This window comes from Pseudoalteromonas sp., assembly GCF_018402495.1.
Classification (GTDB): domain Bacteria; phylum Pseudomonadota; class Gammaproteobacteria; order Enterobacterales; family Alteromonadaceae; genus Pseudoalteromonas.
On record NZ_JAGYIU010000001.1, the window covers coordinates 581,671 to 593,702 of the forward strand.

Sequence of the window (12,032 nt, forward strand, 5' to 3'; positions counted from 1 at the left end):
GCCTTTTCAGCTGTTTTTTTAGCTTTATAGGTTTACATTCGCTACAGTGTTGAAAAAACAGGAGAACCAAAAAACATGCAAAAATTTGCTCCCTCATTGTTAGCTGTTGGTTTAGCAGCGGCACTTGTTGGTTGCCAAGAAAGCGGCCCACAAGATACAAAAATAACCATAAATAAAAACCCATATCCAAGTACGTATCAACCAATTTCTGCATCAAGCACATTGATCACTAATGCGACTGTATTAACAGGAACGGGTGAACGTTTAGATGAAGCTGATGTGTTTCTTGTTGATGGTAAAGTACAGCAAGTAGGTAAAGATTTAACAGCCAAAGCAGATATTACTATTGATGCCCAAGGTAAATGGGTAACGCCAGGTATTATTGATGTACATTCGCACTTAGGGGCCTACCCAAATCCGTCAGTAGATTCACATCAAGATGGCAACGAAATGACCAGCCCAAATACGGCAGAAGTATGGGTAGAGCATTCAATTTGGCCACAGGATCCCGGTTTTAACCGCGCACGTGAAGGCGGTATTACCTCATTACAAATATTGCCGGGTTCAGCTAATTTATTTGGTGGACGTGGTGTTACTCTAAAAAACGTCCCAGCACATACTATGCAAGGGATGAAGTTTCCTGATGCGCCCTATGGTTTAAAAATGGCCTGTGGTGAAAACCCTAAGCGCGTTTATGGTCGTAAAGGCGAACTGCCAATGACGCGCATGGGTAATATGGCAGGTTATCGTACTGCATGGATTGAGGCGCAAGAGTATAAGCGTGCATGGGACAAATACGATGCCGATTACGCTGCGGGTAAAAACCCTCAAGCGCCGCATCGCGATATTCAATACGATACGCTTCGTGGTGTTCTTGAAGGCGAAGTAATGATCCATAACCACTGCTATAAAGCTGAAGAAATGGCGATGATGATTGACCTATCGAAAGAGTTTAATTACCACGCGGGTACATTCCATCACGGTATTGAAGCGTATAAAATTGCAGACTTACTTGCTGATAACGGCTCATGTGCGGCACTTTGGCCAGATTGGTGGGGTTTTAAAATGGAAGCTTACGATATGGTGCAAGAAAACGTAGCCATTGTTGATGCCGTTAAGAATTCATGTGCGATAGTACACTCAGACTCTGACACCACTATTCAACGCTTAAACCAAGAAGCAGCAAAAGTAATGTACAGTGCGAACCAAAATGGCTTTGATATTTCTGAGCAACATGCGATTAAGTGGATCACGGCAAATGCCGCTAAATCACTCGGTATTGAGGATAAAACAGGTTCTTTAGAAGTGGGTAAGCAGGGAGATGTGGTTATTTGGAATCAAAACCCATTTAGTGTTTATGCTAAAGCAGAGCAAGTATTTGTGGATGGTGCAAAAGTTTACGATAGAAACGACAGCGCTTTTCAGGCAAAAAGTGATTTTATGTTAGGTCAACAATAAGGAGCACCCAGAATGAAAAAATTATCACGTTCGTTTTCGCTTTCTCTGGTTGCTGCAGGGTTACTGGCATCAGGTGCGGTAAGCGCGCAATCACTGGCTATTATTAATGCAACATTACATACAGCCACAGAGCAAGGTATATTAGAATCTGCCAGTATTGTAATAAATGACGGCAAAATAACGGCGATAAATCCTGATAATGTTAAAGCGGATAAAATTATTGATGCACAGGGTAAAATAGTTACCCCGGGTTTTATTGCCAGTATTAATCAATTAGGCTTAGTTGAAGTGGGTGCGGTTTCGGGGTCGCGAGATGCCGGTGATGACAAAGCGGGTATTGATTTTGATCCAAGCTTGGCTTTTAACCCGCGTTCAAGCTTAATTCCTTATGCTCGTAAAGGTGGGATCACCCGTGATGTGATCACTCCACACGGTGGTGATAGCATTTTTGCAGGTCTTGCAAGTGTTGTTGATTTAAGCGGGAGCTTTGAAAGTGTGTTGCAAAACCAGGTTGCATTAGTAGTGCATTTGGGTGAACGCAATAAAGGCTCGCGTGCTTTAACATTGCAAAGACTTATTAATAAACTTGATGAACACAAGACCAAGCAGAGTAAAAAAGCTAAAAAAGACGACGCTAAGCCAAGTGCTGAAGATACAATAATGGCCAAAGTACTTAACGGTGACATGCCATTATTAATTAGTGTGTCGCGCGCGGCCGATATTGTTGAACTGATAAAAGTGAAACAGCAGTTTGGGGTAAATATTGTACTCAATGGTGCACAAGATGCGGTTGTTGTTAAAGATCGTATCGCAAAGGCGGGTATTCCTGTGATCATCAGTGCAATGGATAACTTACCAGGCAGTTTTGATTCATTACATGCAAGCTTAAATAATGCCGGCATACTAGAAAAAGCAGGTGTTAAAGTACTGCTAACTGTGGGTGGCGATGCCAGCCATAATGTTTACCAGCTTCGCTATGATGCCGGTAACGCAGTGTCTTACGGTATGAGCCAGCAAGGCGCATTAAAAGCACTGACCTCACATGTTGCTGATGTATTTGGCATTAATGCCGGTAGCTTAGAAGTAGGTAAAGCCGCTGATGTTGTAATGTGGAGTAACGACCCATTTGAGCTGAGCAGCCACGTAAATAAAATGTTTATTAATGGTGTTGAGGTTAGTACTGAATCTCGCCAAGATAAACTGCGTGAGCGCTATACAACAGAATCAAACATGCCACGCGCATACACAAAGTAAACTTTTTAAGTTGAATTTAAAAGGCCGCATTAGCGTAATGCCGATCAGTTAAGGAAGAAAAAGCTTGACGATCGGTAAAATGAGATCAAAATCCTATGATCACAGGTCATAGGATTTTTTTATGCAACTTGCTCATGAATTAGCTTCCACTCTCGATGCATGCAACACGTTTAACACATTTGAAAAGTATGCCGAAATACTCTCCCCAGAATTAATTGAACACGCTTTTCAACAAGCTGGCGTAGCAACTGTTAGAAAGCGCCGCCTCCCCTTAGAAGCTGTATTATGGTCAATCATTGGCATGAGCTTATTTAGGCAACGTTCGGTTTGGGATATAGCAACTCAAATGGACATTATGTTACCTGATAAAAAACCTTTATTAGCACCCAGTGCAATCGTGCAAGCTAGGCAACGTCTAGGCTCAGAAGCTGTTAAGCAAGTATTCTTAGCAATGGCAAAGCAAAGTTACCAGAGCGATAAATTTGAAACATGGGCGGGGCTCAATTTACTCGCTGTCGATGGTGTTGTTTGGCGGACAACAGACACACCTGAAAATCATGAAACATTTAAAGCCCAAAGCAATGGGCACAGTGAAAATATCTTTCCTAAAATACGTATGGTCTGCCATATGGAAGTCACCAGCCACCAACTCATCAACAGTGCATTTTCTGATTATAGAACGAGTGAAATGCGATTAGCTGAGCAGCTCATTGAGCAAACGCCAGATAACTCGTTAACGATATTTGATAAAGGGTATTATTCCCTTGGGCTACTGAGTCGCTGGCAACAAGCAGGAAAACAAAGGCACTGGATGATACCCGCCCGCAAAGACCTTCAATTTGAAGTGATAAAGAAAATAAGCCCTAATGACTTACAGATACGACTGACGTCTACCCCGCAATCTAGAAAGAAATTCAGTGACTTACCTACTCATGTTGAGGCTCGCTTAGTTACAAAAACAATTAGAGGAAAAACCTATCGCATTTTGACGTCTATGATTGACCCAATGCGCTTTCCAAATGAGGAAATGGTTGAATTATATTGTTATCGCTGGGAAATAGAGCTGGGCTTTAGAGAAATGAAACAAACACTATTGAACAGTAAATATACCTTGAGAAGCAAGCGGCCCGATATGATAGAGCAAGAATTGTGGGGGATATTACTCGCATATAACCTCATAAGACAAGCGATGACAGAAGCTGCGAGTAAGCTTGATAGTGTAATACCAAATCAACTTAGTTTTGCGAGTTGCTCAATGGCAGTCACCCAATATTTTGCAACGATACCACTGACATCAGCGGGGAATATTCCAAAGCACTACGCGCTATTAATAGAGCAGTTAGGTTACTTTAAATTGCCAAGGCGGCGCGAAGATAGGTGCTATAAACGGTGGGTCAAACCCAAGCCATCTAAATACCCATCTAACAAGAGAAAAAATACCAGTCAGCTTAACTGACTGGCATTACGCATTAGCGGCCTTTTTTACGATTACCTTTTACTTATACCAATTCGCAAAGTAAACCACTTAAATAAGCGAATTGGTATTAGGCACAAAAAAGACGCTCTTTGGAGCGCCTTTTAATTCATTTAATTGATTTATACCAGTTTAGATAAAATCTCGTTAAATGTTGCGCTTGGGCGCATTGCTTTAAAAGCTGCATCGTCATTTGGCTGGAAGTATCCGCCAATGTTCATTGCAGGACCTTGTGCATCGTTTAGCTCGCTAACGATTTGCTCTTTGTTAGTTTCAAGGTCGCTAGCAATTTGTGTAAATTGCGCTTTAAGCTCGCTGTCATCATTTTGCTTGGCAAGCTCTTGTGCCCAGAATAAAGATAAGAAGAAATGAGAACCACGGTTATCAATCTCTTTTACTTTACGTGAAGGCGACTTGTTTTCTGCTAAGAATGTGCCGGTAGCTTTATCAAGCGTATCAGCAAGTACTTGCGCTTTTTTGTTGCCTGTTGTGGTACTTAAGTGCTCAAGCGATGCAGCAAGTGCTAAAAATTCACCTAAAGAATCCCAACGTAAGTGGTTTTCTTTTTCGAATTGTTGAACGTGCTTAGGAGCAGAGCCACCAGCGCCTGTTTCAAATAAACCGCCGCCATTCATTAACGGCACAATTGAAAGCATTTTAGCACTAGTACCCAATTCTAAAATTGGGAATAAATCTGTTAGGTAATCACGCAATACGTTACCGGTAACAGATATTGTGTCTTTCCCTTCTTTGATACGTGCAAGTGATAGCAAGGTTGCATCCATTGGCGATAAAATTTGAATATCTAGGCCAGCTGTATCGTGATCTGGTAAGTACTTGTTTACTTTTTTGATTAGCTCAGCATCGTGTGCACGCTCTGCATCTAACCAGAAAATAGCCGGATTACCTGTTGCGCGGGCACGGTTTACTGCCAGTTTAACCCAATCTTGAATAGGTGCATCTTTAACCTGACACATGCGCCAGATATCGCCTTGCTCAACACTGTGCTCAAGTAAGGTATTACCCTTTGTGTCTACAACACGAATCGTGCCGTCAGCTTTTGCTTCAAATGTTTTATCGTGTGAGCCGTACTCTTCTGCTTTTTGAGCCATAAGGCCAACGTTTGGTACGCTACCCATAGTCGTAGGATCAAATGCACCGTGCTCTTTACAAAAATCAATGGTTGCTTGGTAAACGCCTGAGTAACAACGATCTGGAATGACAAAGCTTGTGTCTTGTAATTTATCGTCTTTATTCCACATTTGACCGCTTGAACGAATTGCAGCAGGCATAGAAGCATCGATGATCACATCACTTGGTACGTGTAAGTTTGTAATACCGCGATGAGAATCAACCATTGCAATTGCAGGGCGGTCAGCGTAAACGGCGTCAATGTCTGCTTCAATTTCAGCGCGTTTTGCATCATCTAAAGTTTGAATTTTAGCGTATACATCGCCTAAACCGTTGTTTACATCAACACCTAGCTCTTCAAAAAGTGCACCGTGTTTTGCAAATACATCTTTGTAGAATACTTTTACAGCGTGACCAAAGATGATTGGATCAGATACTTTCATCATAGTCGCTTTCATATGAAGCGAAAATAATACGCCTTTTTCTTTAGCAGCGTTAATTTCAGCTTCTAGAAATGCTTGTAATTTTGCAGCGCTAATACGTGATGCATCAATAACTTCACCAGCAAGTAGCGGAGTGCTTTGTTTAAGTACAGTGATATCGCCGTTTGCAGCTACGTGCTCGATACGAACATCCGTCGCTTGCTCAACAGTTAGTGATTGCTCTGAACCAAAGAAGTCACCTTCTTCCATGCTTGCAACATACGACTGTGAATCTTTGCTCCATGCCCCCATTGAATGTGGGTTATTACGTGCATACTCTTTTACTGAACTTGGTGCGCGACGGTCAGAGTTACCCTCACGAAGAACTGGGTTTACTGCGCTACCTTTAATTTTGTCGTAAGCGGCTTGAATCGCTTTTTCTTCATCGTTTTTAGGCTCAACAGGATATTCTGGAAGTGCATAACCTTTTTCTTGAAGCTCTTTAATTACAGCGCGAAGTTGTGGAACTGAGGCACTGATATTCGGTAATTTAATGATGTTAGCTTCTGGTGTTTTTGCCATTTCGCCAAGTTCTGCAAGTGCATCACCAATGCGTTGTTCTTCTGTTAGGTAATCCGGGAAGCTCGCAATAACACGACCAGCGAGTGAGATATCGCGTGTTTCAACCTCAACACCTGCCGCATTTGTGTACGCTTGGATAATTGGTAACAACGAATACGTTGCTAATGCCGGAGCTTCGTCCGTTTTTGTATAGATAATTTTTGATGTCATCATCATTCCTAGATAGTAGGCCGCATTGGCCAAATTCAACAATGCAAAGAAATCATCGCCTAATACCTTATAAATAAAGTATTAATGTATGCAATGAGTAGTCTGTTAGGTGTTGGTACTCGTATAACCTAAACAAGGTAAGAATAATCACACCTGACGGACTAGTGTCTTTTATAACTAAAATTTATGTAAATACAAACTAGCCATTAGGCTAAAGTAATTACGTTTTACAGGATAAAGAGTGTAACAAGCTTGGCTAAAAAGGGCTAGGATTACGCGCTAAACGCCAGCAGTTAAACATCTAATAGTGAAATTATTGGGGTAGATAAAATAAAATCAAGGAGTAGGGTTGAATTTACAAACAATGAGGCAATTTAAACGTAGGTGATAGGGCGTTTTTGGGGAATTAAGCGAGGATCTAAATAGGTCGCTCGCTTTAGTCTCATATTTACAATCACTCTAAAATATCACCGTTGGGGGCAATATTAGTAGCGTGTAGACCTTTTGGGCCTTGTTGTAATTCGAAGGTAACATCTTGACCAGCTTTAAGTGTCTTGTATCCGTCCATTACAATAGTGGAGTAATGAGCAAAAATGTCGTTCTCGCAACCGTCTTCTACGATGAAACCAAAACCTTTGGCGTTGTTGAACCATTTGACTTTACCACAAGCCATACTTCTACATCCTTCTATAAGTTGACTAATTTAGTTATCCTAAACTGTATTGTTTGCTAGACTGACTAAGGTGTAGCCAATCACTATTTGACTGTAGTTTATTTAATCACTCAGTCAAGTGTTTAGTGTTATTTTTTTAACATTTTATTTATTTTTTATTCAAGTTTGCTTGAGTTATAAAGACAAGACTATATTTAATTATGAGTGGTATGAAAGATTCTGGTGTTATAGACACCGTTCGCGATAGTGAAAAGCAAAAGTTGCAGCCACCGCGAAAATACAAAGTTGTGTTAAACAACGATGACTACACGCCGATGGACTTTGTAATAGAAGTCTTGATGACGTTTTTTAATATGGATAGCGATAGAGCAACTGATGTGATGCTGCAAGTACATCAGCAAGGTAAGGGCATATGCGGTGTTTATAGCGCCGACGTAGCGCATACCAAGGCTGAGCAAGTTAACCGCTACTCAAGGGATAACGAGCATCCACTGCTATGTAGTTGTGAGCAGGAATAAATACCACAAAGGTGAACTTTTGCCTTTGATGTGCGGTATAAAATTATTATCTCTGTAAGGGGTTGCCAATGCTAAATAAAGACTTAGAACTAACTTTGAACACTGCGTTTCGTGAAGCGCGTACACGTCGTCATGAGTTTATGACTGTAGAGCATCTCTTATTAGCTCTACTCGACAATCCATCAGCGGGTGAAGCGCTCAACGCGTGTGGTGTTGACGTTTCTGGACTAAAAACAGAGTTACTTGAATTTATTGATGAAACCACGCCGGTTATTCCTGATTTGGAAGAAGATCGCGAAACCCAGCCGACACTTGGTTTTCAGCGTGTGTTACAGCGTGCGGTATTCCACGTGCAATCTTCGGGTAAAAATGAAGTAACTGGCGTGAATGTGCTGGTGGCTATTTTTTCTGAACAAGAAAGCCAAGCAGTGTATTTACTTAAAAAGAACGATATTTCTCGCCTTGATATTGTTAACTTTATTTCTCATGGTATCGCTAAAAGTGATGATGAGCTTGGAGATGACGCTGACGATATTCACGAAGAGGTACAAGAAGTCTCTAGTGAAGAAGCGAGCAAACTTGATAGTTTTACCACCAACCTTAACATTCAAGCCAAAGAGGGCAATATTGACCCACTTGTTGGTCGCGACAGCGAAGTAGAGCGCACAGTACAAGTGCTGTGTCGGCGCAAAAAGAACAACCCACTACTGGTTGGTGAAGCCGGCGTAGGTAAAACCGCCATTGCAGAAGGGTTAGCGTATCGTATTGTTAACGAACAAGTGCCTGAAGTTATTGCTGATGCGGTTGTTTATTCATTAGATATGGGCGCTTTGCTTGCCGGTACTAAATACCGAGGCGATTTTGAAAAACGCTTTAAAAGCTTATTAAAAGAGTTACAAGCTAAACCGGGCTCTATTTTATTTATAGATGAAATTCATACCATTATCGGTGCAGGTGCTGCATCGGGTGGGGTGATGGATGCCTCAAACTTAATTAAACCACTGCTTTCAAGTGGGCAATTACGTTGTATGGGTTCTACCACCTATGGCGAATATAAAAACATTTTTGAAAAAGATCGCGCTTTGGTACGTCGTTTTCAAAAAATTGATGTGCTTGAACCTAGCGTGGAAGACACCACTAAAATTCTTAACGGCCTAAAAGAGCGTTATGAGGCACATCATGGTATTCGTTATACGCAAAAAGCGTTAAAGGCAGCTGCTGAGCTAAGCGCTAAGTACATTAACGAACGCCATTTGCCGGATAAGGCGATTGATGTCATAGATGAAGCAGGTGCAAGCCAACGTTTACTACCTACATCTAAGCGCAAGAAAACCATTAATGTTTCTGATATCGAAATGATAGTGTCAAAAATGGCGCGTATTCCGCCGCAAAATGTGTCGTCTTCTGACAAAGAAACGCTGAAAAACTTAGACCGTAACTTAAAAATGTTGGTGTTTGGACAAGATCAGTCTATTGATGCATTAACCTCTGCCATTCGTTTATCGCGCTCTGGCTTAGCGAACGAGAACAAACCGGTAGGGTCGTTCTTATTTGCAGGCCCAACAGGGGTAGGTAAAACAGAGGTCACTAAGCAGCTAGCTAAGTGTATGGGCGTTGAGTTTATTCGTTTTGATATGTCTGAATATGTTGAGCGCCATGCGGTGAGCCGTTTAATTGGTGCGCCTCCTGGTTATGTTGGTTTTGAACAAGGCGGCTTACTAACAGAAGCTGTGATCAAAAACCCACATGCGGTAGTATTGTTGGATGAAATTGAAAAAGCCCATCCAGATATCTACAACATTTTATTACAAGTTATGGATCACGGTACGCTAACTGATAATAATGGCCGTAAAGCCGACTTTAGAAACGTCGTTGTGGTAATGACAACCAATGCGGGCGTACAAGAAACCACACGTAAGTCGATTGGATTTAGTGAGCAAGACCATACACACGATGCAATGGGTGAAATTAACAAAGTATTTTCACCAGAATTTAGAAACCGCTTAGATAACATTATTTGGTTTAATCATCTCGATAAAGACGTTATTTTACAAGTGGTTGATAAGTTTGTTGTGGAGCTTCAAGCGCAACTAGACAAGAAATCAGTTAATCTTGAGCTGACGTCTAAAGCACGTGAATGGTTGGCTGACAAAGGCTATGACAAAGCAATGGGCGCACGTCCTATGGCACGTGTTATTCAGGAAGACCTTAAAAAGCAATTGGCTAACGAAATACTGTTTGGCGAGCTAATTTCTGGCGGTACGGTAAAAGTATCGGTTAAAGATAAAAAGCTGCGTTTTGATTACGAAAGTGATTTAACCCCTGCCTAATGGTCGATATACAAAAGCCTGCTTCGCGCAGGCTTTTTTATTTGCCAAAGAAATAGACAACAAAAAACCCAGCAAAGGCTGGGTTTTTTGTTTATTAAATGTAATTACTGGCGATTATCCATTAATTACATTTAATAAACGCTTAAAGCTAGTTTGCACTAGCCAAAAACTAAATCTCGTTTACGCACTTACTTAGCGAGCACGGAATACGATACGACCTTTCGATAAATCGTAAGGAGTCATTTCTACCGTTACTTTATCGCCGGTTAAAATACGGATATAGTTTTTGCGCATTTTACCTGAAATATGAGCCACAACTACGTGACCATTTTCTAGCTCAACTCGGAACATTGTATTTGGTAAAGTATCAAGGACTGTCCCTTGCATTTCGATTACGTCTTCTTTCGCCATGTTTAGCGTAACACCTCTTTAATAGTTAAACGCTGCAGATTTTGCCCAAAATACGCCAATAAGTAAAGGCGCAGGGGCTATTTTTGTAAATTAAATAGCCAGCCACTGGTCATTGCACTGTTTTTGAGCAGGTAAAAACTGCGTTTTATAGTTCATTTTGTCGCATTCATCTATTTGGTAGCCTAAATAAACAAATTGTTTTTGTTGTAGTTTAGCAAATTTAAGTTGCTGTAATATCATTACAGTGCCTAAACTAAAGTGTTCATAGTCAGGGTCAAAAAATGTATAAATTGCCGAAATAGCGTTGTCCATACAATCAGTTACAGCAACAGCCACTAAGTTATCTTGATCCCAAAGTTCAATAAAAGTAATGGTTAACCAACTACAAAACAAAAAACTTTGAAATTGTGATTTATCAGGTGGGTACATAGAACCGTCTTGATGACGTAAACTAATGTATTTATTGTAAAGTGGGTAGTATTGTTCGCGTTCAACTTGAGAATATTTTACCTCAAAGCGGTTTTTTGCTTTGTTAAGTTTACGTTTTTGCGATTTTGTCGGCATAAACTCGTTTGCTAAAACGCGCACAGAACTACACGCGCTGCAAATAGGGCAGTGCGGACGGTAAATTTGGTTACCACTGCGACGAAAGCCCAATCCTAATAATGACTCAAACTTATTGCTGCTGTAACAACTTGGATCGAGTATGACCAACAGTTGCTCTTGGCGGTTAGGCAAATAACTGCATTCAAATGGTTGGCTTAGGCCAATACGAGCGGGAAGTTGTTCATTCATAAATCGCTAATAGCTCCTGTGGTTGCCACATGCTGTCAGGTGGGGTGTAACATTGTGCTTTATTAAGTTTAGTTAAAAATTCTTCACGTGGAATAACGCTAGCACCTAACGACATTAAATAAGGATTTTCTAATTGGCAATCAATAAAATGCGCATTATGGCGTTTAAGCCAATTAACCAGCGCCCACATAGCCAGTTTGGAGCAATTTGTTTGATGATGAAACATTGATTCACCACAAAAAACACCGGTTTGCATGATGCCATATAAGCCACCTGCAAGCTCTCCCTCGCACCAAACCTCTAAACTATGAGCTAGGCCATTGTGATGGGCATTAATGTACGCCTGTTGCATATGCGGAGTGATCCAGGTGCCATCGGTATCAATACGTTGATCGCGACATGCTTCTATCACTTCTTCAAAGGCATGGTTTATGGTTACGGTGACCGGGTGCTTTTTTAAATGCTTACGTAGGCTTTTACTAACATGAAAGTCATTGAGCTCAACAATACCGCGTTCACTAGGTGACCACCACATAATTGGCTCGTGCTCACTAAACCACGGAAAAATACCTTGGCTGTAGGCATTTTTTAATCGCGCTACCGATAAGCATCCACCAATGGCAAGTAAACCATCGGGATCATCTAATGCATGGTTGGGATCAGGAAAAGCAAAGTGGCTTTGAGCGAGTTGATAGAGTTGTTTAGTCATAACACCGATTGAATAACTGCATGGTCAAGATAAAGTGTAACCTGTTGCTTTAAAATCACAAACCA

Annotated in this window: 10 protein-coding genes; 5 read left to right on the plus strand and 5 right to left on the minus strand. The window is 41.1% G+C overall.

The genetic code is table 11. From position 1 onward, the window contains the following. Positions 1 to 75: 75 nt before the first annotated feature. The 3 genes from KG708_RS02690 (at position 76) to KG708_RS02700 (ending at position 4,168) form a co-directional block, all read left to right on the plus strand. On the plus strand, positions 76 to 1,458 hold the full coding sequence (locus tag KG708_RS02690) for an amidohydrolase (protein ID WP_213608010.1): 1,383 nt from the start codon (positions 76 to 78) through the stop codon (positions 1,456 to 1,458). A 12-nt stretch (positions 1,459 to 1,470) separates the two neighbouring features. Further along, the gene (locus tag KG708_RS02695; RefSeq protein ID WP_213608011.1) at positions 1,471 to 2,712 is read left to right on the plus strand and encodes an amidohydrolase family protein; all 1,242 of its coding nucleotides are present in this window, start codon (positions 1,471 to 1,473) and stop codon (positions 2,710 to 2,712) included. Positions 2,713 to 2,833: 121 nt separating this feature from the next. Then, the gene (locus tag KG708_RS02700; protein WP_213608012.1) at positions 2,834 to 4,168 is read left to right on the plus strand and encodes an IS4 family transposase; all 1,335 of its coding nucleotides are present in this window, start codon (positions 2,834 to 2,836) and stop codon (positions 4,166 to 4,168) included. Positions 4,169 to 4,308: 140 nt separating this feature from the next. Here the strand turns inward: KG708_RS02700 and KG708_RS02705 are convergent, their stop codons facing one another. Both KG708_RS02705 and cspD read right to left on the minus strand, forming a co-directional pair. Continuing rightward, entirely contained in the window at positions 4,309 to 6,531 is a 2,223-nt protein-coding gene (locus KG708_RS02705; RefSeq protein ID WP_213608013.1) for an NADP-dependent isocitrate dehydrogenase, read from the minus strand. A gap of 454 nt (positions 6,532 to 6,985) precedes the next feature. Beyond that, positions 6,986 to 7,204: a cold shock domain-containing protein CspD gene (cspD, locus tag KG708_RS02710; RefSeq protein ID WP_013464751.1), complete on the minus strand. Its 219-nt coding sequence runs from the start codon at positions 7,202 to 7,204 to the stop codon at positions 6,986 to 6,988. 209 nt (positions 7,205 to 7,413) lie between these two features. On the opposite strand from cspD, the gene clpS reads away from it, so the two are divergent. Then, the gene (gene clpS / locus KG708_RS02715) at positions 7,414 to 7,722 is read left to right on the plus strand and encodes an ATP-dependent Clp protease adapter ClpS (protein ID WP_213608014.1); all 309 of its coding nucleotides are present in this window, start codon (positions 7,414 to 7,416) and stop codon (positions 7,720 to 7,722) included. A 68-nt stretch (positions 7,723 to 7,790) separates the two neighbouring features. Beyond that, positions 7,791 to 10,052 carry an ATP-dependent Clp protease ATP-binding subunit ClpA gene (gene clpA, locus KG708_RS02720; protein ID WP_213608015.1) on the plus strand — a complete coding sequence of 754 codons (2,262 nt, stop codon included), beginning with the start codon at positions 7,791 to 7,793 and terminating at the stop codon, positions 10,050 to 10,052. A 192-nt stretch (positions 10,053 to 10,244) separates the two neighbouring features. On the opposite strand, the gene infA is transcribed toward clpA, so the two are convergent. The 3 genes from infA to aat form a co-directional block, all read right to left on the minus strand. Further along, on the minus strand, positions 10,245 to 10,463 hold the full coding sequence (gene infA / locus KG708_RS02725; RefSeq protein ID WP_002962494.1) for a translation initiation factor IF-1: 219 nt from the start codon (positions 10,461 to 10,463) through the stop codon (positions 10,245 to 10,247). Between the two features lie 90 nt (positions 10,464 to 10,553). Further along, positions 10,554 to 11,258, minus strand: coding sequence for an arginyltransferase (locus KG708_RS02730; RefSeq protein WP_213608016.1), 705 nt, complete (start codon positions 11,256 to 11,258; stop codon positions 10,554 to 10,556). Beyond that, positions 11,251 to 11,967, minus strand: a complete 717-nt coding sequence (gene aat, locus KG708_RS02735; RefSeq protein ID WP_213608017.1) for a leucyl/phenylalanyl-tRNA--protein transferase — start codon at positions 11,965 to 11,967, stop codon at positions 11,251 to 11,253. The genes KG708_RS02730 and aat overlap by 8 nt, the downstream gene beginning before the upstream one ends. Between the last annotated feature and the right edge of the window lie 65 nt (positions 11,968 to 12,032).

Coding starts and splice junctions, on each gene's coding strand:
- KG708_RS02690 (WP_213608010.1), top strand. CDS start 76: ATGCAAAAATTTGCTCCCTCATTGTTAGCTGTTGGTTTAGCAGCGGCA.
- KG708_RS02695 (WP_213608011.1), top strand. CDS start 1,471: ATGAAAAAATTATCACGTTCGTTTTCGCTTTCTCTGGTTGCTGCAGGG.
- KG708_RS02700 (WP_213608012.1), top strand. CDS start 2,834: ATGCAACTTGCTCATGAATTAGCTTCCACTCTCGATGCATGCAACACG.
- KG708_RS02705 (WP_213608013.1), bottom strand. CDS start 6,531: ATGACATCAAAAATTATCTATACAAAAACGGACGAAGCTCCGGCATTA.
- cspD (WP_013464751.1), bottom strand. CDS start 7,204: ATGGCTTGTGGTAAAGTCAAATGGTTCAACAACGCCAAAGGTTTTGGT.
- clpS (WP_213608014.1), top strand. CDS start 7,414: ATGAAAGATTCTGGTGTTATAGACACCGTTCGCGATAGTGAAAAGCAA.
- clpA (WP_213608015.1), top strand. CDS start 7,791: ATGCTAAATAAAGACTTAGAACTAACTTTGAACACTGCGTTTCGTGAA.
- infA (WP_002962494.1), bottom strand. CDS start 10,463: ATGGCGAAAGAAGACGTAATCGAAATGCAAGGGACAGTCCTTGATACT.
- KG708_RS02730 (WP_213608016.1), bottom strand. CDS start 11,258: ATGAATGAACAACTTCCCGCTCGTATTGGCCTAAGCCAACCATTTGAA.
- aat (WP_213608017.1), bottom strand. CDS start 11,967: ATGACTAAACAACTCTATCAACTCGCTCAAAGCCACTTTGCTTTTCCT.